We start from the raw sequence: 22,430 nt of genomic DNA on the forward strand, positions 1-22,430 counted from the left end.
AAAAATGTTCCTCACCCAAACTGTTCCCCGTCAACGAGAAATTCTTGAAGTATTCCTTCGCAATGGCTGGGACTATATGCGAAGGTTACTTACTGGTGGCAAAGCTGATGAACCCCAGTTACCTACACCTGCGGTTTTAAAAAATATCTTGGTAGACTTGGGGCCAGTTTACGTCAAACTTGGCCAGCTAATGTCTACACGTCCAGATTTACTAAACGCCGCCTACATTGAGGAACTATCAACTTTACAAGACGAAGTACCGCCAGTACCTTGGTCAGAGATAGAAATAATCCTTCGCAAAGAATTAAAACGCCCACTAGCAGAAACCTTCAAGACAGTTAACCCGATCCCAGTAGCGGCGGGATCAATTGCCCAGACACATCGCGCTACATTAGCAGATGGTCGAGAAGTCGCTTTGAAAGTCCAACGTCCGGGAATCGATCTAACTATTGGTCAAGATATTGCTTTAATTCAAGGTATAGCCGATTTAGTAGCGCGGACTGAATTTGGGCAAACTTATGAAATCAAATCCATCGCTGAAGAATTCACCAAAGCCCTAGAAGCCGAGTTAGATTTTACACGGGAAGCGGGTTTTACAGACCAACTGCGGCGCAACTTATCTAAAAGTCGCTGGTTTGATCCCACGCAAATAGTGGTTGCAGAGATTAATTGGGAATTGACCACAGAAAAATTACTGGTGATGGAATGGTTAGATGGAGTACCATTCTTGTCGGCAGATTTAAACAATAATAATGGTAAAGACCCTGCCGTAGAGCGTAAAGAAATAACTACTTTGTTATTTCGGGTATTTTTTCAGCAACTATATATTGATGGCTTTTTTCACGCCGATCCCCATCCAGGAAACTTGTTTTATCTCACAGATGGGCGTGTTGCTCTCTTAGACTGTGGCATGGTGGGAAGACTTGATCCCCGCACACAGCAGATATTAACAGAGATGTTGTTAGCGATCGTTGATTTAGATGCTCAAAGGTGCGCTCAGTTAACTTTGCAGCTCTCAGATTCTGCTCAACCAGTTATTTTGTCGCGGTTAGAAAATGATTACGATCGCATGTTGCGAAAGTATCATAATGTCAGCTTAACGCAAATAAACTTTAGTCAGATAATTTATGAAGTTTTACAAGTTGCCCGTAACAATAAAATTAGATTACCTAGCAATATGGGTTTGTATGCCAAAACCCTAGCGAATTTAGAAGGTGTAGCGCGGACATTCAACCCAGAGCTTAATTTTTTCGATGAAGTTAAACCATTAATTACAGACTTGTTTCGTCGGCAATTATTAGGCGATAATCCAGTGCGATCGCTATTACGGACAGCCTTAGATATTAAAAGTCTGTCTCTCCAATCTCCTCGCCAAATAGAACTGCTATTAGACCGAGTTACCTCAGAAACCTTACAGTGGAATCTCTCGCTGCGGGGTTTAGATGGGGTGCGGCGCACGATGGACGATGCAGCTAACCGACTATCTTTTAGTATACTAGTAGGTTCGCTGATTATGGGTGCAGCAATTATTTCCACCAGAGCGCAGACAAGTCAGCTATCTTTTTTAAGCACCGCCCTTTTTGCCGTTGCTAGCTTATTGGGTTTGTGGTTAATTATCAGTACATTGCGATCGGGACGTTTGCGGTAAAGTCTATGTGTTGTGCATAATGCCCACCACAGTTAATCATGATATGTCACTGTCAAAAATCCCTGCTTTCGTATTTGGAACCACGCTTACGCAAAACTATATGCTGTAGGGGCAATTATGAATTGCCCCTACCTGAAAATCTTTATTTTTACCTATTGTTTGCGTAAGTCATGATAAAAAATATGTCAATTATTGTTGCTGAAAATCTGAGTAAATCTTATCCAGTAGCAGTTAAAAGTCCGGGTATTAAAGGAACAATCACCCATTTTTTCCGCCGTACCTACCGCTCAATTAAAGCAGTGCAGGATGTTTCCTTTGAAATTGCCCCCGGTGAAGTAGTGGGGTTTTTGGGCCCAAATGGTGCTGGAAAAACCACCACACTAAAAATGCTCACGGGGCTGATTCATCCCTCTAGCGGTACAGTTCAAGTAGCTGGACAAATTCCGTTTCAGCGTAAAGAAGCATTTTTGCAAAAAATTACCTTGGTGATGGGGCAAAAACAGCAGCTAATTTGGGACTTACCAGCACTGGATTCTTTGAGAATTAATGCTGCTGTATACAACATCTCTGATAAAGAGTTTCAACGGCGGGTAGGAGAATTAACAGAGATGCTTTCCCTGGAAGGCAAACTGACCCAACCGGTACGGAAGCTATCTTTGGGTGAGCGGATGAAGGCAGAATTGCTAGCAGCACTTTTGCACCGTCCCCATGTATTGTTCCTCGATGAACCGACTCTGGGATTAGATGTAAATGCTCAGGTCGCGGTACGCGATTTTTTGCGCGACTACAATCAGCGTTATCAGGCTACAGTGCTGTTGACGAGTCATTACATGGCTGATATTACAGCTTTGTGTCAACGAGTGCTGTTGATTCACCAAGGAAGCCTGATGTATGACGGTAGTTTAGATGGACTACTAGAACGTTTTGCCCCTTACCGGGAAGTCTATATAGAGTTAGCCCAACCTCTACCAATGGAAAAACTTATGACTTATGGGGATGTGAAACTCTTAGAAGGGCGATCGGTGCATTTTATGGTATCTAGAGAGGCGCTTACCCGCACGGTATCTAAAATTTTGACGGATTTGGAGGTAATTGATTTAACTGTCACTGAACCGCCTGTAGAAGAAGTAATTGGGCGAGTTTTTCAGGCAGGTGTTGTGTAGCGATCGCTGCCAGAAATAGAGTTGCCAAGGGGAGAATGCACTATAAATGAAAAAGATGATTAGAAAAGCCCTAACTTTGCTGTCAGTATACTATGCCTATATGGTTGAGTATCGAGCAGAACTAATTTTATGGGTGTTGGCTGGGTCTTTGCCGATCATTCTCATGGGTATCTGGATACAGGCAGCACAAGGTGGACAATTTGGGCTATCACCTGTGGATTTTGCCCGTTACTTTATCACGGTTTTCGTTGTAAGACAATTAACAGTTGTTTGGGTAATTTGGGACTTTGAAAAAGAGGTTGTGGAAGGCAAGCTTTCGCCCAAATTGCTACAACCACTCGACCCAGTATGGCATCATGTCGCGGGACATATTTCTGAAAGATTTGCTAGGCTATCGTTTGCTTTTTTATTAGTAGCATTATTTTTTATTCTTTATCCCCAAGCTTTTTGGGTACCAAGTTTAAGTAGATTTTTGCTGTTTATATTGGCAGTGGCGCTAGCTTTTACTTTGCGGTTTACGATTCAGTACACCTTTGCTATGTTGACCTTTTGGACAGAACGGGCTAGTGCTTTAGAAAATTTTTGGTTGTTGTTTTATCTATTTTTATCTGGTTTGATAGCACCTTTAGAGGTTTTTCCAGAATCTATGCGGACAATAGTGATGTTTACGCCTTTTCCGTATTTGATTGATTTTCCTGCGAGTCTTTTGGTAGGGCTACCTGTGGATATAGGGCGAGGATTTGGGTCAATATTCGGTTGGCTATTAGTGTTTTTGGGCGCGAATCGCTTGCTGTGGCGTGCAGGTTTGAAGCGGTATTCTGGGATGGGAGCATAAATAATCATAATTACTAAAGTGGCGACATATTATGATTGACTAAACCTATACCCTGATATACTTTGCTATATATTTTATAAATTACTTGGTATCGTCTTAAAGTTTTCTGCCGTCCCTAATGAATAATCTTCTAACTTAAAATCAGCAAAAGGTTTCTTTTCTAACCGATCTCGTAGTGCTTCATCGAGAATGACACCTGCGGATTTATTTTTCACACCAATAATTATAATACTTCTCTGATATGTAGTTAAATCCTGATTTGCCTGACAATTACTCCGTTGAAATTGTCCTAAATTTAATATTCTATAACCTTTGACACTTGGTGTATTAATAAATAATTTTTTGACTAAAAATTGAATTTTTTTAGAACGTTCTAGAGCTATTCGCTGTTGAACTGCTATATTACCCTTACAAGCAACTGTACCTACAGAGATAATTTCCCTGGGTTCATCCATTATCTTTTGTATCCCTTCTTGTTCTAAGTTCAACTTTAAAAGGTCTATACTAATAATTTCATCATCATATTTAATTTGAAAATTGCTACCTAAAAGCCATTTATATTCTAGTGATAAAACAGCGATATTAAATTCGGCTCTCCTTCCTTGGCTATCTCTACCTTCTTGATAAGAAAAATAATCAATCTTACCTCTCTTTTCGGGAGATTGCCCATAATTTGAATTCACAGTAAATTTTGAGTTTCGCATTGCTAAAGCCACTATACTAAGTAACCCTAATATCACTAGCAAACCTGCAAAAAATTTCAGTAGTGGTACTTCTTCTGGCTCTTTCTGTAGCGATGATAAAGTTTTAGGAATTGGCGGGGACAACTCTTCTGTGTTCAAATCGATTACTAAATTAATATTTTCAGGAGTAGTTTCTGTTAGCTGCGTTTCAACAAAAGAGGCAGGAGGAATACTATTTTCTGGTTCCTGCTCCGACAAAAGCGAGATTGGCTCTGAATCCTCGACTTCTGAAAGTGGCTCCTCTACTTTGCGGGAATCTGGCGCAACTGGCGGGGTTGAATCCTCATCTGAGCAGAACTTTTTGCCTTCTTCAATGTGTTCTAGGCGCTGCAAAATTTCTTGGGCATTAGCAGGACGCTTTTTTATATCTGCTGCTGTGAGCCAATCAATTAAATTTAATAGTAAGGGTGAAATATCGATGGCATGATTTTGCCAGTGCAATACATTTTGCTGAACATCATACATATCTAAGGGATGCTGTCCCGTTAGCAAAAATATAAAGGTGCGTCCCAAAGCAAAGAAATCTGATTGTGGTACTGCTTGACCATTCATTTGTTCTGGAGCGCTGTAGCCAGATGACATAAGTGCTGTCATTCCATCGCCATTGCTAAGTTGGTCTGGGTCGGTTCTGTCAATTTCAGTGGCTGTGCCAAAATCAATCAGTACCAAGTCCCCCCAATCCTTCCCAAGGGGGGATCTAATCATGATATTAGATGGCTTAATATCTCGATGCAGGTATTGTTTACCATGCATTAAATCTAAAATTTCCACTAATTGTTTTAGCCAAGCTACAGCTTGGTCTTCGGAAATGGGGCGATTCTGCTGTAGCCACTGTACTAAGTTGTACCCGTCGATTTTTTCCATTGCAATACAATGCAACACTAAACCATGTCGGGTTTGATACTGAAAGTAACTATCTTCTTTGGGAATGCCGGGATGGTTGAGTTGTTCCAGTACGGTTACTTCTTGCTGAAATAGTTCTACTGCTTTGGCGTTACCTGATAAATCCTCTTTGAGTATTTTGAGGATTTTAGGAGTATCTTGTTCGTATGCTTCATAAACTTTACTAAACCCTGTTTTGTCACTCAACAGGCACTTCACCCGATAACGCCCTAGCAATTCCAAATGGGAACCACAACTTTGACAAAAGCGGTTTTGTTCATTATTCGGGTGATTTGGTGTAGGGCAAACGGGGTTGATACAAAGGCTCATGAGTGGCTTATCCGTACTTTAACAGTTATCAGTTATTAGCAGGATTTACGCAAACAATAGCCAAAACCCTTATTTTCAGGTAGGGTAAATTCATAAATTTCCCCGAAGCATCTGTAGTTTTGCGTAAATCATAATTATTTATCAGTGACCAATGAATGCTGATGACTGATAACTAATAACTGATTTAAGGGAAGCGTAGCCGCTTATCGCTAAACATCCTTCCTATTCATTCTTCTGTTGCCGGATGATAATCCCGTCTAATAATAATGAGATTTTCTATCTGTGTTCTGCCAAAAAAGCTGCTACAGTTTGGTTAAATGCCTCTGGTTGTGTCAAAAATGGCCAGTGATTGCCAGGAACTTGGCAGATGCGTAGTTTTTTGAGATAGGTTTTGTAGGGTTGGATTTGCCAATCTTGGCGGTTAAGTCCTTGTTCTGGTTGGACAAAGAGGGCTTGGGTATCAAGGGGGATTGTAAAACCAGGCACTTGCATCACTGCTTCAAAAATCCCGTCGCGGGCGGCGATGGTAAATTTGCTACCCCAACTACCATCGGGTTTTTGTTCTATTCCTGCTTGGAAAACTTGCTCCTGCAAGGAACTCCATCCTTGATATTGCTTTAATTGCCGTGCTTGTTGTTCGGCTTCTTCATGACTGGCAAAGGGGCCCATGCTTTTGAGAAAGGGTAAGAAGCGATACAACATGGGAAAAGTTAGTCTGAAAAGGTTGGGCATTTTCCAGATGAAAATTGGATCGATGAGAATTATACTCCGCAAACGCTTTGGGTTTTGTCTTGCCCAGATAGCGGCTAATTTACCTGTCCAGGAATGACTTACAATATGGGCAGATGTCCATTCCAGACGATCCATAAGTGCTTCGAGGTCTGCGATCGCACTTTCAAAAGTATAATCTCTCTCAGGCTTGGTACTTTCGCCATGTCCGCGCATATCTGGTGCGATTATGTGGTACTCTGCTGCTAAATAATCTCCTAAACTAGACCACACTAGAGCATGGTCGCCTAACCCGTGTAACAGCAGTAAGGGTTCTTTACCTTGGTTCCACTCTAAGTAAGAAAGTTGGATATCAGGCTTTGATAAAATTTGACGTACAGGCATCATTGCACATCCACCAATGAAGAGATAGTTTCGCGTTTATATAGTACTGTGAAACAAGCTGGAGGGCAGGGAGAAATGAGTCTATGCGATGTGCTACACCTACGACTGGGCGTAGCGCCACTTATAAATAAGATTATTAACTCTTTGCCAACAATTCCTAGCCTCAAAGTGGAAAATGAAGAGTGCTGAGTTTTGTAAAGTTTGCTTTACATAATTAAAAATCCAATTTTTGCAAGAGGGGATATTAACTTATGCAAGTTATCTCAGTCAATGTAGGACTTCCCCGTGAAGTACTTTGGAAGGGCAAAACAGTTACAACGGGAATTTTTAAAGAACCAGTTGAGGGACGGGTGATGATGCGATCGCTCAACTTAGATGGCGATAAACAAGCTGATTTAAGCGTCCACGGAGGTAAAGATAAAGCAGTTTATGCTTATCCATTTGAGCATTACGACTATTGGCGGCGCAAGTTACCTGATATAGATTTGCCCTGGGGAATGTTTGGTGAAAACCTTACTACAGTCGGGCTGTTAGAAGATGACGTTAATATTGGCGATCGCTTCCAAATTGGTAGCGCAGAGGTAATGGTGACTCAACCTCGAATGCCTTGTTATAAACTCTTAATCAAGTTCGGACGTGCTGATATAGTTAAACAGTTTTTAGATAGCCGCTTAACAGGGTTCTACTTTTCGGTGCTACAAGAGGGGAAAATAGGAAACGGTGATACTTTTGAGTTAATCAGTCGAGACTCAAATAATGTCACTATTGCCGATATTACCCGATTGTATGCACGCGAAACAGACGACCTAGAACTATTACACCGCACCGTAAAAGTTGAGGCTTTACCTATAGATTGGCGAGACTATTTCCAGCAGCAAATCAAAAAAATTAACAGATGAATCTCATCAATACTAAAATTTTTAAGAAACCGTTTTAATTGTTTTATAAACAGTCTCAACTTTTCTCATAAGTCAATTTTCCTGGATGAGATCGCGTATTTGGAGTCAGAGTAGTTAAATCGTCTATATTGCGTTTCATTGTGGCACAAATCGCATCTAGAGGTAAGTCGTTAGGATCATAACCAAAGGGGTTTTCTATCTCCAAGCCAATTGCTTCAATCCCAAATACTGTAAAACCAACTAAAGCCGCAATTAAACCTGTCCACCAACCCAGACTTTCCACTATTTGAAATGGTAGCAGGAAACAATATAGTAACAATAATTGCTTAAGATGAATGGCGTAAGCTAATGGCATAGGTGTTTTTAAAATTCGTTCACAAGCACCTAAATTATCTACAAGATTATTCAATAATTCTTGCATAGATGTTAACTGGTAGCTATTAAGGCAATTGCGATGATACTGCTCCTGTAAATAATCTCCTATCCAAAATGCAACTTCTATGGGGGGATTATTCATAATCTTAAGTTTTCTATACTTAGTAGATGGCATTAAATCTTCTAACTCGCTATTGACTGCTTCTCCCCGCAAATGTAATTTAGTTGTCACAGCAAAAGCTATTAATAAATTTAATGCTGTAATTTTATTGTCTTTATCTTCTGGAGATATTTCATCAATAGATACCCAAATTTGCCGGGCCAGATTTCGGATGTTATTTACTAGAGAACCCCAGCATTTTCTCCCTTCCCAAAATCGCTCATAAGCAGTATTTGTACGAAATACAAGTAATAAACCTAAAACAATACTAGGAATAACACTTCCTAAAATCGGTTGGGATACAGGCAGTTCAAAATGGTAAAGCAGAGAAATAAAAAATCCGAAGGCTCCGCATAATAAAATATGTTTGTAAATTGCTTTCATGACCGAACCTTTAAATTGCAATGTTGTACTTAGCCATGTAATTTTTTTGGTTGTCATGCAGTCACCCTAAGATAATATTTAGCAAATCGATAGATTAAATATCGATACTTTAAAAATAATAACTATATAAATAGCAAAATTGGCAAATAGTATACTTTAAAAAGTAATCTTGCTAAAGAACATGATCTGCTGGCGATAATGATTGTATTCTAGCTTCTGTTATACAATATAGAGTCCAGTTAAATATTTATCATTAGAATTAATGTAAAGAGTTTTTGTCAGCGATTAAGCCGCCATTATATAAAAATCAAAAGCGCTCGTGGCTAATTGTAAAGAAATGTAAATATTTATTGGTGGCTGCATAAATCGCGCCTCTCACTCTGATAAGTCGATAGAAGAAAAGGTAGATGGCTCAGGGTAATGGTCATACTGCATTAGTCGGTGTCATATACCCCAGTAAATCAAAAAGTTCTAATCTGTACAAATCCTGCCCTGTAAATTGAATACTTAGACATAACTTATTTAGTTATGTCTTTTTTTATGGTTAGTCTCAAAACGTTGAATTTCAATCAAATAACCACTGGGATCGCGAAAAAAACAGTGGTAAATATTGTACTTTTCATTTAGTGTAGGTGGCTTTTCAAATTTGACACCACGTTCTTTGAGATATTCAAACCACTCATCCACCTGCGGCGTTACCAAGGTAAAAATGACACTTGATTCTTTGTCGGCTGGAGGAGTGGATGTTTCGCTTGCTTGACAAAATCCCAAGTATCCAGAACCATTAACAGTATAAATTCGACAGGTTCCTTGGTCAAGCCATAGCTCCAAGCCCAGCATTTGCTCGTAGAATTGTGTAGAGGCATTGAGATTATGGGTGTAAAAGAAGGTAATTTGCTGTTCTATTTGCGGATGAGTAGACATAAATACATTTGAGTATATACCCCAACGACATCAGGCGATCGCAGATGTAAAAATTGATTGATGTTAGAAACCTGTTACTACTCCAGAATGCCTTAAGTGCATCTGGAGTTTCTTTTTGAAAAAGCGATGTCTACGACAGGCTGCGCCTACGCAATTTTTAAAATCATCCTGATAAGCCAAAAGAGGGCTGAATAGGGATGCATACTGAATTATTTATATTTAACATAGGGCATCACTTTGTTGATGTACCCCCCTCCTAGCAAACAACTCTCGCAAAGCGGTCTCAGATTTACTGGGGCTGTTTTGCGTTACTTCAATAAGACTTACGCAAAATCTCATCTTTCAAACTCGCATTTCTCTGCGGTTCCTTATTCCGTAACTCGTGCGTAAGTCCTATTCAAACAGAAAATTTGTGTAAACAAAGCAGTTAATTTTCAGACATTATTTACTGTATTTGAGTGTATACCCTGATGACGCAGGATACTCTCACGGTGAAAATTTGGTATAGGTAAATGCGTATCTTTCCTGACTCCAGACTTGTCACAAACATTTCTGGAGTTTTTTCATTATTGGAGTTATTGATTCGGCTCAGAAAAAATATAGTTAAGCGATCGCACTTATCATCTTGATTAAATTAAAGTGCGACACACTTAAATATAAATGCTTATTTTGTTGTATATGTCACAAAAATATCCTTTTTCATCTCAACTTCTGCTGGGGCATCTGGATTATAAGTCGGTGACAATAAAAAACTAGCAAATGATGGTAAAGGAACTCCAGTTTTAGAACTACATGAGGGATAAAATAATGTGTAAAATGGTTCGGCTACAGAAGGAACATCAAGTTTAACACTCATTGCAGTTGCTAAAGCCTGAGCGCGGCTTTGAGCATCTTTCATAGCTGATTGATAAACTGAACTCTGCAAAGCCTGACAGTCATTTACTGCGTACTCAACGCCCACACTCTTAACGGAAAGATTGTCGATTTGGCTTGTCGCTTTGTTTGCTGTAGCAACAATTTCCTGGACGCGATCGCGTGTTGGTTTTTCCAACCTCACCAGTATTTTGGCGTTATTTTCGCTGGAATTCGGGTTAATTTGTACTTGAATTTTATCAGCACTAATTCCTTTGGCAACTAGGCTATTGACTACAGGTTGGAGAGTTGCTTTAGTTAGTAATTTTTTGCTTGGTGAAGATTCTGCTACTGTTTTGTAATTTAAGAATAGAGTTGGTGAGACAGCCCGGTCTTGTTGTTCCAACAAAGAGGGACTGCCGTTCGCCCTTGGCGTGCCGGAGGCATACCCGGAGGGTAAGGATATGCGGCGGGTTTGCGGTAGAGATGATGGTTGCGTTTCTGACTCACCATTGCTACTTTCGCTACTGAATACCAGTTCAATATCGGCTGTATCTGCTGGCACTTTCACTACTCCTTGACCGATTACCATTAATGAATGGCGATCGCTGGCTGGTGGATAAAATAATTGGGCATTAGTAACTTTGGGCGTTAATACTCCCACGCCAACAGTCACGGTCATACTTACTAACATTAGAGCAGTTATTTTTCTCATGTCCTGGGAATGTCCTTTGAACCTAATTGTCAAAGTTTACACCTCAAGAGCAGGATACGTACAAAAATATTGAGCTAATTCCACGACTAAACGCCGTGGAATTAGCTCAAAAATTAAAAATTCACTGCGAACTATTAAGTAGATAGGCACAATTAAATATAAGACGCTCAAGGGTATATTCACCCTTTCCGCTTCTAGCTTCCATGCCATCAATAATTGCCATAGTTGAATCGTAGTTATTGTCAAACATTTGTCCAGCAATTTCATGAGTTTTTATTTGATGCCACTCTTACTCGATCCGATTCATTTTAGAACAATAGGCTGGTAAGAAAAAAACGAATAGTCCTTTTTCCTGCCACTCAAGCCATTTTTGTTTTGCTTTCTTACTGGTATGTAAGGAGCCATTGTCGTGAACAATGACATTGATACGGCCAGTTTCAACATCTTATATTTAATTGTAACCACCTACTTATAGCGGTTATCAGTCTTGTGAGGTACAGTAGCAGCAGTGAGTAAACCAACCCAGCAAATTCTCTATTGTCACTTCTGCGAATGCCGTATCTAATGCCTGGAGTAAATCAGGGTATGTCCTTGCACCGATGCGACGGAGAATGTTCTTAATCTTGGACCAACAATTCTCAATCGGTGAAAAATCGGGAGAATAGGGGGGGAGATAAATGAGATGAGCGCCAGCAGCGATGAGCAAAGCTTCAAGTTCATCACTTTTATGGATTGAGCAGTTATCCATGATCACCACTGCACCAGGCCAAAGTTTGGGTACGAGCTTTTGGGCGATGAAGGCATCAAAAGTCAAAGCATCGATAGAACCTAAGCCACTCCATTGGGTGAGCAGTCCTTTCAAGCTAATTGCACCAATTACCGAGACATTTTTCCCTTTGCGGTTGGGCTTTTGAGCATAGGCCTGAAAGGCCAGGCAAGGCGCGGGCACATTTGCGGATGAAGGACAGATTAACTCCCGATTCATCTAAGAAAATCAGCTCTTCGACGGGTATCCCCCTCAAGAGTTTCCAGTACTCAAATCGGGCTAGTTGGACTTCATCACTACCTTTTTTTGTGAGGTGGAGACTTTTTTTTTGAGGTTGAGGTGAAGTTTCCAGCGAACCATCCGATTCACCGTAGCTACCCCAATTAAGACCTCTGTTTTCTCGTAAAGTCGTTCCCGCAATTCGCTTAACGTCGCATCGGGCTGTGCTATGACGAGTTGGCGCAGGATTTCTAACTGTTCAGCATTCAACTTTGTTGCTGTCTGCTCAGTCCGCACCTTGGGGCCTATCATCCCCAATTCTCGATGGCGTTTGAGTAAATTTTGCACAAAACTTAAGGTGACACCAAAGTTTTTAGCCAGTTTTCGTTGGGAAATGTCACCGCAGGCATAAGCATCAACTATTTTTTGACGCAAGTCGAGAGAGTAGGCTTTCATCACCACCAATTATCAGTAGAATTGCTCTCTCCTACTGTACTGAAGTAGACTGATAACCGCTATACAGCAAACGAAGATGTATAGAATTGGGTCTATTTATCTGAAAATAGCTGTAGGTTTGAGCAGATTACGCACACTCTGTTGTACATCTTCTTGTTTAACTAGGGATTCGCCAAGGATAACGGCATGTGTACCAGCCTCAGTTACAAGGGATAAATCAGCAGGTGTATACAAGCCAGACTCACTAACAACGATAATGCCCAAGCTTTGTAGTTGCGATCGCCTAGCTGCCAGTAGTTCTTCAGTTGTATCAATATTGACGCTAAAATCTTCTAGACTTTGGTTGTTAATTCCTACTAGGCGTACATCATCAAGCTTTAGCACCCGATCTAGTTCTGCTAAAGTATGGACTTCTATCAAAGCATTCATTCCCAAATAGTGAATCACTCGCAAAAAGTTTTGAAGTTCCTTATCTGAGAGAATTGCTGCAATCAATAGCACCGCATCTGCGCCTGCTGCCCGTGCTAAATAAATTTGGCAGGGATCTAAAATGAATTCCTTGCACAGTAGAGGTAATTTTACTCGGTAGCGGATGGTGCGTAAATTTTCAAAGCTGCCATAAAAGAACTTCTGATCGGTGAAGACAGAGATACAGGTTGCGCCACCACGTTCATAAGCTTTAGCGATCGCTACTGAGTCCAAGTCTGCTTTAATAATTCCATGAATTAGGGATGCTTTTTTCACCTCTGCAATGATAGAAGGTCGGTAATGACTCTGTTGCAAAGCAGAGATAAAATCTCGCACAGTCGGCGCAGCAGCTAACTGGCGTTGCAAAGAAGCCAAAGACATCTCTTGCTGGATTTGTGCAACTTCATACTTTTTCTGCCATATAATCTCTTTCAGAGTAGGTTGCAAATAACTATTAGGGGTAGTAACTGGGTAAGTCATAATTGCTAAGGATGGCGTGATCAAAAAAGTATGAATTATAAGAAAATTTCAGGCTATCTAACAGATATTCTTCTTAATTGGCCTTTGTGGAAATTCCTTTAACAAATAGATATCTGTAAATAACCGGACATTTAAAGTTTTCAGTCTTCATCCTTGCCTTGTGGAACTTTGTGGTCAATTTCTTTAAAATAGCCTCAATTTCTGACATTCATTTATAGTAATCGTTCTATCTTGATTATTTTCCTTTTCAAAGATGAAGCCAGGTTGATTTTAGGCTTAACGCTTCTACAGCCTTAGTATCAGTTGTATTTTGTTTTGAATTTTCAACTAAGCAGTTATTTTTGAGCAGTCGAATGTAGGTGCGGTAAGGTATGTAGTCTATGGGATTGTACCCAGCAAACCGCAGAATTAAAACACATGCCCAGGAATATTTGCCAGCAATAATCGCTTTGAGAATTTGCTCAATTTGTTCATTGTTGATTTTTTTAACCGTTTCTGTTTGATAACCAGTGATATTTTGAGTCATAAAATACGCTCTTGTATGTAAATAAAGACTGTTTTATATTTGGCGACATTTATCTTCTTTTTCCTTTCTCCAATCCAGAAAATTATCTAGATTTGATGCCTGCACATCTATTGCAATGAATACCAGCCAGACTTAATTATAAAAATGATTAACTATTATAAATGTTTAATATTTGACTCCACGAATCACATCATTTTCTGCAATTTCTTCAAGATCATTGTCCATATCGGAAGTAACAAGATTACAAAATAGTGCTTAAGTTAACTTAAATAAAGTTAATAACTATTACAAATTTATATTGAAAGTAGGGGCGGGATTAAGCAGGATCATAAAATATCTTGTTAAACCCGCTCTTACAGATAAACCGTATTGCAGAAGCTGCTTCTTCGTTAAGCTTACTCAATCTTTAGCAAAGGAGTATATGAACGATTTTTTGATAGATATGTCTATTTTTTCGCTTTTGAAATCTTATTTATTTTCATTAGCGTCAAACCAACTTAGACTTTATTAAGTTTTATACATATAGTAAAGAGATATGATTTTATTGAACTTCTCTTGCAATGTCCTCTAATTAGACCTTTCAGAAGGTATAAGTACCAAAAAAAATCATAAATTGTATTTATCAACACATTGTTACTTAATATTTCCTATTTCTTTTGGAATACTTGTAAGCTATAAGTGCATGAGCTATAAAAATAATTTACTCCTTGTGACAGATGACGAGCTGTCCAATCATGTTATTAGATACCTAAGTGAGCTAATTTAGGATCAGTTAAATTAATGAGCAATAATTTACTTATTAAAACTATAAGTCTTAGAACAAATATATCTAAATTAGAATTGACAAGATTATTTTATTATGCACTAAAGTTTTTGACTTATGGTTATTCTCTTGATTGCATAACAGTTATAAATGATTAGCTAAAATCAAAACTACTATGGACTTTTGTAGCATATTATTTATTAGGCTTTTGGATATAGCTTTGAAAGAAATGATCAAAATCTCTCTCAGAGATACAGCGCTGAAGATGGGTAAAAAGTGCAGTGTTGTTATATTTTAATGGGTTGAAGTCAGTTATGTATATCTATGTGAATTAGGTTAAAGCATAAACATTAGATATTGCCCTTAATTTTATTATTATAGTCAAAAGGATAAAAAAGGTAGTTTTTTATATTGTAATGTTGACTATATCAAGTTTTATATATTTGGTTTTAATTTATAAAAATAATTATCGGCCAGTAAGAATAAACACTATTTTACTCTTCTAATATTGAATGAAGAGTAAGATAGTTCTTACTTATGTATTTAACAATAATATCTTTATGTTACCAATATAAAAATCTCTCTTTTTATTGTTAAAATTATCTTTAAATGCACTAAATAACTTCTGATTCTTTTGAATTCCATTTATTTATAAATAGCCAATAGCATCATGATGATTTTAGAAATTTATGATTAGCAACTCATCAATGGCTATAGCACTGACTTATTTAACCGAGCGACTAGGGATATGGATTCTGTCCTTTATTACGTTAGTTCAATCTAAGTCTTCATTGGTGTTATAGCCAGAATTAGAGATTTGCTGGTTTCCTAATGGTAGTGTTCTGAGTTGTTAATTAATAATCATTTTCAACTCAACACACATAACTTTTTTGACAGATGACTCGGCATAGAATTTGGTCATCATTCCCTGCCACAAAAATCCTAGTGATGGAAAAATGAGATACGAATCGTCGAAAAAAATTCTTGTAGTTGAAGATGATGCGGTTACTCGCAATCTCTTCTTAGAAGTTCTTGAGGCTCAAGGTTTTGACACCATAGGTGCTGAAGATGGAGTAGCTGGTATCCAGAAAGCACAAGAGCATTTACCCGACTTAGTGATTTGCGATATTCAAATGCCAGATATGGATGGCTACACCGTTTTGGCTAGGTTGCGCCAAGATCCTCACACAGCAATTATTCCTTTCATTTTTTTGACTGGGAGTAATACTCAAACAGATGTTCGCAAAGGTATGGAGTTGGGAGCGGATGATTATCTGACTAAACCCTCTAGTATAGAAGATTTGCTCAGAGCGATCGCTGTCCGATTAGAAAAGCAAGCTTTTTTGAGGTATTGGTACGCTACTAACTCTCATCAAGCCGCTCAATCACCACCTTCATCGTTCAACTCTGAGTCCATTTTTCCATCTGTTCCCCAACTTAAAGCGGTTTTCGACTTTATTGAAGCTAATTATCGCCAAGGAATTACTTTGTCTGATGTGGCTCTTGCGGTTGGTTATTCGCCTGCTTACTTGACTAACCGAGTAGCCAAACAAACAGGAGAAACTGTAAACGCTTGGATTGTTAAGCGTCGAATGGCAGCAGCACGTCCTTTACTTAGAGATACCAATCAGACAATCGACCAGATTGCTATTGCACTGGGCTATCAAAATACATGTCATTTCTCTCGTCAGTTTCGTCAACACCACGGGCTTTCTCCCAAAACTTGGAGAAAACAGCAACAACTTTTTCAGTCTTCTAAAAACGCGAAGCTACAATTGATCAAAAATCATGGTGCATTAGAAAAACTTGTACCTTTAGGTTGCTGATTAAAAGCAAATTACTAGTTTTCACTACTTTTTTGCTTGCTCAACTGCTGCATTAATAATTGCACTCCCAGAGCCAACAAACCAATTGCTACTATACCAAATATTCCGCTTCCTAAAGCAACTACACCAACAACCAGAGTCCGAACAGCAGAAGATATCTTAATTACCAATGGATTAATTGAATGGAGAGGTTTAGCAGCAAAATTTGTAGCGATCGCAATCATCAGTGAATACATTGCATATCCCATTCCTCCAGAAATTACTGCCCCAATTAGACAGCGTAACGGACTTGCTGCTACCGGCATTTTAGTATCCGTTTGTGGCGTTAAATTTTGGTCACTCATAGGATTTTGGATTTTAGATTTTTAGTTGGGACATTATTTTCCATTAATTAAAAATAATTATTTAAACAGATGATGTCACTTTAATACCATGCGTAATTGTCCGAGTTACAAATAATTCTAAGTCCTCATCAATAATTGCTTCCCTTACTTGCTGCAAAACGAGTTCTGCCTGCTGTTGAGACTCAAAAAGAGCAAATACTGTTGGGCCAGAACCGGACATCATTGTTCCTAACACGCCTTCCTGATTTGCAAACACTTCTCGCAACTGCAAAACTTGGGGATAGGCTGGCAATACCACACGCTCTAAATCATTGTGCAATTTTTGGGCAATTTCTCTCGTATCTTTATGCAAGACAGCTTTTACTATTGCTCCTGAATGAACTGCACTAGCACGTGCTACCAAATTATCGGTATCTCTAATATAAGAATGACCAAACTGCTGTCGATAGGTTTTGTATGCCCAAGGTGTGGAAACTTCCAGACTGCGGTATTTCCCCAATACTATATATATATTATCTAAACTCGGTAGGGGAGAAAGTTGCTCACCCCTACCTGTTGCGATCGCAGTTCCACCCGCTACACAAAATGGGACATCGGAACCGAGTGTACCTCCTAATTCTTCTAATTCAGACTGAGTTAATCCCAACTTCCACAGTAAATCTATACCCACTAACACAGCTGCTGCATTCGTCGAACCCCCAGCCAACCCAGCCGCTACAGGAATCTGCTTATTGACGGTAATCTCCACACCGCCATATTTAGCAAAGGCTTCGGGAAATTGCCTGACCATTAATTCTGCTGCTCGGTATGCCAGATTACTTTTATCTGTCGGTACTTGTGGGTGATTGCAGTGAACACGAATGCTGTCAGTGCTAGTGGAACGCACATCAATCTTGTCTGAAAGTCCGATACTTTGAAGTATCATGGCTAATTCATGATAACCATCAGGGCGATACCCAATTATTTCCAGATATAAGTTGATTTTAGCAGGGGCAATTAGGCTGTAGGAACGCATTTTATAAGAATGGGGAATGGGGAATGGGGAATGCGGAATTGGAGAATGGGAAAAAATCTATTTTATCTTGTCATCTATTTCCTACTCCCTGCTCCCCACTCTCTACTGTCAGTTCATTTGCTAGGATTACCCATTGCTGAACACTGATATCTTCAGCTCTGGCTTGGGGATTTATTTTTAATTGTTCCAGTAAGTGGCTCAGGCGATCGCGTTCTATAACAGATTGCAAATTATTTCGTAACATTTTGCGCTTGGCACCAAACCCCAACTTCAAGAAAGTCTCTAACTGTCGGGGATTAAGCGCTGGTATTTCTATTTTTCGGGGACGTAATCGTACCACTGCTGAATCAACTTTTGGCGCTGGATGGAATGCAGAGGCTGGGACTGTGCAGATTAACTCACACTCAGCCAAATACTGTACCCGCACGCTCAACGCCCCAAAGGTTTTTGACCCTGGTTTAGCATACAACCTTTCTGCCACTTCTTTTTGTACCAGCAACACTATAGAGTCAAATGGTTCGGGGTTAGGATTTGCGATTGTACCCAGTAGTTTCTCAATGATTGGCCCTGTTATGTTGTAGGGAATATTGGCTACTACTTTGTTTGGCTTTTGGAAATTGGGAAAGGCTACCAAATAAGATGGTAAATCCAGGGTGAGAAAATCGCCTTGCAGCAATAAGAAATTTTTAGTCTTACCCAGTTGCTTTGACAACAGATGGCATAGGTCGCGGTCTATTTCAACTGCAATTAGAGATTGCACTAAGGGTAATAAACGACGAGTTAGAATACCAGTTCCAGGGCCAATTTCCAGGATGCGATCGCCTTTGACGGAGCGATCGCTTTCTGTACACTCCGCTGCTTTAATAATTGCGTCGAGCGCCTTTTCACTTTTGAGCCAATGTTGAGCAAAGACCTTACGCGGTCGGATCATCTGTATTTCTTGCCTAGTCTAGTTTTTAGCTTTTTCTCAAAAACTCATTATAAATTGTGAAATCCGTCTACAGCGCTAGACTCACTGTAACGAATCTTTTGGGTAGGCATCTAGTTGTAAAATGGGAGCCTTTAACCGGAGGCTCTGGAACAACTATGCTTTTATATTCTTATATTTATATATGGTTAGTTCAGGCATTTGGATTTATGATAAATCCCTCCAGCAAGACTACCTTCTACCTTTTTCGATAATGATTACTATAATCACTCAGCTTGCATCAGAGCCAATTTAGAAATACTAACTAGCTATATGCATTATCCACACAGTAAAGTTCAGCTACTTCGTCTATGCTTTCCCTATATTACTTAAGCCATTAACTTGAAAGTAATTCCAGCCAAGAGATTTGCCCTTTTAGAAAAAAAAACAATTTACCCCTTGACAAACCAGGGGATGACTAGTTATCCTAGTTAAGTGGAAAAGCGAGAGAAGCCAACCACCACTGAACCTGAAAAACATAATACTTTGAAAGCTTAAAGAAAAACCAATCCTCGTCAAAGGATTTTACTTTTTGGCAAACCCCAAAAAGATAATCAAAAATAGTAACTAGGATTCCGAAAAAGTATTTTTCGGAAACACAAACTCAAAACACAACAAAACGGAGAGTTTGATCCTGGCTCAGGATGAACGCTGGCGGTATGCTTAACACATGCAAGTCGAACGGTGTCTTCGGACACAGTGGCGGACGGGTGAGTAACGCGTGAGAATCTGGCTCTAGGTCTGGGACAACCACTGGAAACGGTGGCTAATACCGGATGTGCCGAGAGGTGAAAGGTTAACTGCCTAGAGATGAGCTCGCGTCTGATTAGCTAGTTGGAAGTGTAATGGACTCCCAAGGCGACGATCAGTAGCTGGTCTGAGAGGACGATCAGCCACACTGGGACTGAGACACGGCCCAGACTCCTACGGGAGGCAGCAGTGGGGAATTTTCCGCAATGGGCGAAAGCCTGACGGAGCAATACCGCGTGAGGGAGGAAGGCTCTTGGGTCGTAAACCTCTTTTCTCAGGGAAGAACACAATGACGGTACCTGAGGAATAAGCATCGGCTAACTCCGTGCCAGCAGCCGCGGTAATACGGAGGATGCAAGCGTTATCCGGAATGATTGGGCGTAAAGCGTCCGCAGGTGGCAATGTAAGTCTGCTGTTAAAGAGTCTAGCTCAACTAGATAAGAGCAGTGGAAACTACATAGCTAGAGTACGTTCGGGGCAGAGGGAATTCCTGGTGTAGCGGTGAAATGCGTAGAGATCAGGAAGAACACTTAGGTGGCGAAGGCGCTCTGCTAGGCGTAACTGACACTGAGGGACGAAAGCTAGGGGAGCGAATGGGATTAGATACCCCAGTAGTCCTAGCCGTAAACGATGGATACTAGGCGTGGCTTGTATCGACCCGAGCCGTGCCGTAGCTAACGCGTTAAGTATCCCGCCTGGGGAGTACGCCGGCAACGGTGAAACTCAAAGGAATTGACGGGGGCCCGCACAAGCGGTGGAGTATGTGGTTTAATTCGATGCAACGCGAAGAACCTTACCAAGGCTTGACATGTCGCGAATCTTCTTGAAAGGGAAGAGTGCCTTCGGGAGCGCGAACACAGGTGGTGCATGGCTGTCGTCAGCTCGTGTCGTGAGATGTTGGGTTAAGTCCCGCAACGAGCGCAACCCTCGTTTTTAGTTGCCAGCATTAAGTTGGGCACTCTAGAGAGACTGCCGGTGACAAACCGGAGGAAGGTGGGGATGACGTCAAGTCAGCATGCCCCTTACGCCTTGGGCTACACACGTACTACAATGCTCCGGACAGAGGGCAGCAAGCATGCGAATGCAAGCAAATCCCGTAAACCGGAGCTCAGTTCAGATCGCAGGCTGCAACTCGCCTGCGTGAAGGAGGAATCGCTAGTAATTGCAGGTCAGCATACTGCAGTGAATTCGTTCCCGGCCTTGTACACACCGCCCGTCACACCATGGAAGCTGGTAGTGCCCGAAGTCATTACTCCAACCATTCGTGGAGGAGGATGCCTAAGGCAGGACTGGTGACTGGGGTGAAGTCGTAACAAGGTAGCCGTACCGGAAGGTGTGGCTGGATCACCTCCTTTTTAGGGAGACCTACACCCCTTACATATCGAAAAACATACAGTTAAATAGATAGTAAGTTGGTCATTCCTTAGGTCGGTCGCAGACATGAGCAAAATATAAAAAGCTTTCAAACTATGATTTGGTTCGTTTAGGGGCTATTAGCTCAGGTGGTTAGAGCGCACCCCTGATAAGGGTGAGGTCCCTGGTTCGAGTCCAGGATGGCTTCCACCTGAATCAATTAAAGATGTAAAATTAAAAATTAAAAATTTCAGATAACTTCTTTAATTTTTAATTATCAATTTTTAATTTTTAATTGTATCTGGGGGTTTAGCTCAGTTGGTAGAGCGCCTGCTTTGCAAGCAGGATGTCAGCGGTTCGAGTCCGCTAACCTCCACCTGTGGCGATTGCCATTGAAAAAAAGAGTGAGAGTTCAGCAACATGACACTCGTGTCAGACTGCTGAGTTGAATCTCAGCCAGAACCTTGAAAACTGCATAGAAACGCGAAATTAGCAGGCAGACACAGACATTGAGAGTACTGAGTGCCTCGGGTTAGAGTGCTGATTAAAGTCAGTGCGAAGTCAGGGGGTAAGCAGAACTAACTATTTGTGAATGCAAATTGTGAAACACCAAATGAATTGAGTGGTCAAGCTAATAAGGGCTAACGGTGGATACCTAGGCACACAGAGGCGACGAAGGACGTGGTTACCGACGATATGCTCCGGGGAGTTGGAAGCAAACATTGAGCCGGAGATTTCCGAATGGGGCAACCCTATATACTACCTGCTGAATATATAGGCAGGAGAGAGCCAACCCAGCGAATTGAAACATCTTAGTAGCTGGAGGAAGAGAAATCAAAACAGAGATTCCCTAAGTAGTGGTGAGCGAAAGGGGAAGAGCCTAAACCAATTGGTTTACCGATTGGGGTAGTGGGACAGCAATATCGAATCTGGCGGTTAAACGAAGCAGCTAAATACTGCACCAAAGAAGGTGAAAGTCCTGTAGTTGAAAACTCAAGGATAGTAGCTGAATCCCGAGTAGCATGGGGCACGAGGAATCCCATGTGAATCAGCGAGGACCACCTCGTAAGGCTAAATACTACTGTGTGACCGATAGTGAACCAGTACCGCGAGGGAAAGGTGAAAAGAACCCCGGAAGGGGAGTGAAATAGAACATGAAACCGTTAGCTTACAAGCAGTGGGAGGACTATTTAAAAGTCTGACCGCGTGCCTGTTGAAGAATGAGCCGGCGACTTATAGGCACTGGTAGGTTAAAGCGAGAATGCTGGAGCCAAAGGGAAACCGAGTCTGAAAAGGGCGATAATCAGTGTTTATAGACCCGAACCCTGGTGATCTAACCATGGCCAGGATGAAGCTTGGGTAACACCAAGTGGAGGTCCGCACCGACTGATGTTGAAAAATCAGCGGATGAGTTGTGGTTAGGGGTGAAATGCCAATCGAACCAGGAGCTAGCTGGTTCTCCCCGAAATGTGTT

The 22,430-nt window shown here is 40.7% G+C and carries 18 protein-coding genes, 2 tRNA genes, 2 rRNA genes and 1 pseudogene (1 of these 23 cut by a window edge); 9 read left to right on the forward strand and 14 right to left on the reverse strand.

The window, feature by feature from the left end; all coding sequences use genetic code 11:
* Positions 1-4: 4 nt before the first annotated feature.
* The 3 genes from FBB35_RS00495 (at position 5) to FBB35_RS00505 (ending at position 3,646) form a co-directional block, all read left to right on the forward strand.
* Complete coding sequence (locus FBB35_RS00495; protein WP_174708041.1) at positions 5-1,648, forward strand: AarF/ABC1/UbiB kinase family protein; 1,644 nt, start codon at positions 5-7, stop codon at positions 1,646-1,648.
* Positions 1,649-1,830: 182 nt separating this feature from the next.
* Positions 1,831-2,811, forward strand: coding sequence for an ATP-binding cassette domain-containing protein (locus FBB35_RS00500; protein ID WP_174708042.1), 981 nt, complete (start codon positions 1,831-1,833; stop codon positions 2,809-2,811).
* Between the two features lie 46 nt (positions 2,812-2,857).
* The gene (locus tag FBB35_RS00505) at positions 2,858-3,646 is read left to right on the forward strand and encodes an ABC-2 family transporter protein (protein ID WP_174708043.1); all 789 of its coding nucleotides are present in this window, start codon (positions 2,858-2,860) and stop codon (positions 3,644-3,646) included.
* A gap of 74 nt (positions 3,647-3,720) precedes the next feature.
* On the opposite strand, the gene FBB35_RS00510 is transcribed toward FBB35_RS00505, so the two are convergent.
* Positions 3,721-5,601 (reverse strand): serine/threonine-protein kinase, encoded by a 1,881-nt coding sequence (locus tag FBB35_RS00510; protein WP_174708044.1) that lies wholly within the window; start codon positions 5,599-5,601, stop codon positions 3,721-3,723.
* Positions 5,602-5,877: 276 nt separating this feature from the next.
* Positions 5,878-6,714, reverse strand: a complete 837-nt coding sequence (locus FBB35_RS00515) for an alpha/beta fold hydrolase (protein WP_174713485.1) — start codon at positions 6,712-6,714, stop codon at positions 5,878-5,880.
* Positions 6,715-6,965: 251 nt separating this feature from the next.
* Between FBB35_RS00515 and FBB35_RS00520 the strand changes: the two genes are divergently transcribed.
* Positions 6,966-7,613 (forward strand): MOSC domain-containing protein, encoded by a 648-nt coding sequence (locus FBB35_RS00520; RefSeq protein ID WP_174708045.1) that lies wholly within the window; start codon positions 6,966-6,968, stop codon positions 7,611-7,613.
* Positions 7,614-7,668: 55 nt separating this feature from the next.
* Here FBB35_RS00520 and FBB35_RS00525 read toward each other — a convergent pair whose 3' ends face one another.
* The 9 genes and pseudogenes from FBB35_RS00525 to FBB35_RS00555 all read right to left on the reverse strand — a co-directional run bounded on the left by FBB35_RS00525 (position 7,669) and on the right by FBB35_RS00555 (position 13,938).
* Entirely contained in the window at positions 7,669-8,589 is a 921-nt protein-coding gene (locus tag FBB35_RS00525; RefSeq protein ID WP_174708046.1) for a bestrophin family protein, read from the reverse strand.
* A gap of 465 nt (positions 8,590-9,054) precedes the next feature.
* Entirely contained in the window at positions 9,055-9,456 is a 402-nt protein-coding gene (locus FBB35_RS00530) for a VOC family protein (RefSeq protein ID WP_174708047.1), read from the reverse strand.
* A gap of 664 nt (positions 9,457-10,120) precedes the next feature.
* Complete coding sequence (locus FBB35_RS00535; protein WP_174708048.1) at positions 10,121-11,023, reverse strand: SIMPL domain-containing protein; 903 nt, start codon at positions 11,021-11,023, stop codon at positions 10,121-10,123.
* 36 nt (positions 11,024-11,059) lie between these two features.
* A complete protein-coding gene (locus FBB35_RS00540) occupies positions 11,060-11,290 on the reverse strand; it encodes a hypothetical protein (RefSeq protein WP_174708049.1) in 231 nt (76 codons plus the stop codon).
* Between the two features lie 22 nt (positions 11,291-11,312).
* Positions 11,313-11,459, reverse strand: a pseudogene (locus tag FBB35_RS34080) (transposase); the annotation flags it as partial.
* A 45-nt stretch (positions 11,460-11,504) separates the two neighbouring features.
* Positions 11,505-12,008, reverse strand: coding sequence for a transposase (locus FBB35_RS34085; protein WP_254625738.1), 504 nt, complete (start codon positions 12,006-12,008; stop codon positions 11,505-11,507).
* Positions 12,009-12,068: 60 nt separating this feature from the next.
* On the reverse strand, positions 12,069-12,464 hold the full coding sequence (locus FBB35_RS34090; RefSeq protein WP_254625668.1) for a transposase: 396 nt from the start codon (positions 12,462-12,464) through the stop codon (positions 12,069-12,071).
* A 96-nt stretch (positions 12,465-12,560) separates the two neighbouring features.
* Positions 12,561-13,412: an indole-3-glycerol phosphate synthase TrpC gene (gene trpC / locus FBB35_RS00550; protein ID WP_174708050.1), complete on the reverse strand. Its 852-nt coding sequence runs from the start codon at positions 13,410-13,412 to the stop codon at positions 12,561-12,563.
* A gap of 247 nt (positions 13,413-13,659) precedes the next feature.
* Entirely contained in the window at positions 13,660-13,938 is a 279-nt protein-coding gene (locus FBB35_RS00555; RefSeq protein ID WP_174708051.1) for a HetP family heterocyst commitment protein, read from the reverse strand.
* A gap of 1,719 nt (positions 13,939-15,657) precedes the next feature.
* On the opposite strand from FBB35_RS00555, the gene FBB35_RS00560 reads away from it, so the two are divergent.
* Positions 15,658-16,527 (forward strand): response regulator, encoded by an 870-nt coding sequence (locus tag FBB35_RS00560; protein WP_174708052.1) that lies wholly within the window; start codon positions 15,658-15,660, stop codon positions 16,525-16,527.
* 14 nt (positions 16,528-16,541) lie between these two features.
* On the opposite strand, the gene FBB35_RS00565 is transcribed toward FBB35_RS00560, so the two are convergent.
* The 3 genes from FBB35_RS00565 to rsmA all read right to left on the reverse strand — a co-directional run bounded on the left by FBB35_RS00565 (position 16,542) and on the right by rsmA (position 18,817).
* Positions 16,542-16,871: a DUF3082 domain-containing protein gene (locus FBB35_RS00565; RefSeq protein ID WP_163939325.1), complete on the reverse strand. Its 330-nt coding sequence runs from the start codon at positions 16,869-16,871 to the stop codon at positions 16,542-16,544.
* Between the two features lie 61 nt (positions 16,872-16,932).
* Positions 16,933-17,886 (reverse strand): 4-(cytidine 5'-diphospho)-2-C-methyl-D-erythritol kinase, encoded by a 954-nt coding sequence (ispE, locus tag FBB35_RS00570; protein WP_174708053.1) that lies wholly within the window; start codon positions 17,884-17,886, stop codon positions 16,933-16,935.
* 70 nt (positions 17,887-17,956) lie between these two features.
* Complete coding sequence (gene rsmA, locus FBB35_RS00575; protein WP_174708054.1) at positions 17,957-18,817, reverse strand: 16S rRNA (adenine(1518)-N(6)/adenine(1519)-N(6))-dimethyltransferase RsmA; 861 nt, start codon at positions 18,815-18,817, stop codon at positions 17,957-17,959.
* A gap of 652 nt (positions 18,818-19,469) precedes the next feature.
* Here rsmA and FBB35_RS00580 point away from each other — a divergent pair.
* The 4 genes from FBB35_RS00580 to FBB35_RS00595 all read left to right on the forward strand — a co-directional run.
* Positions 19,470-20,958, forward strand: a 16S ribosomal RNA gene (locus tag FBB35_RS00580).
* A gap of 132 nt (positions 20,959-21,090) precedes the next feature.
* Positions 21,091-21,166, forward strand: a tRNA-Ile gene (locus FBB35_RS00585).
* 93 nt (positions 21,167-21,259) lie between these two features.
* Positions 21,260-21,332: transfer RNA gene (locus FBB35_RS00590), tRNA-Ala, on the forward strand.
* Positions 21,333-21,580: 248 nt separating this feature from the next.
* A 23S ribosomal RNA gene (locus FBB35_RS00595) occupies positions 21,581-22,430 on the forward strand (it continues 2,044 nt past the right edge of the window).
* Together the 16S and 23S rRNA genes with 2 tRNA genes alongside form the textbook arrangement of a ribosomal RNA operon.

Origin of the sequence: Nostoc sp. TCL240-02 (assembly GCF_013343235.1) — a bacterium.
Lineage (GTDB): Bacteria > Cyanobacteriota > Cyanobacteriia > Cyanobacteriales > Nostocaceae > Nostoc.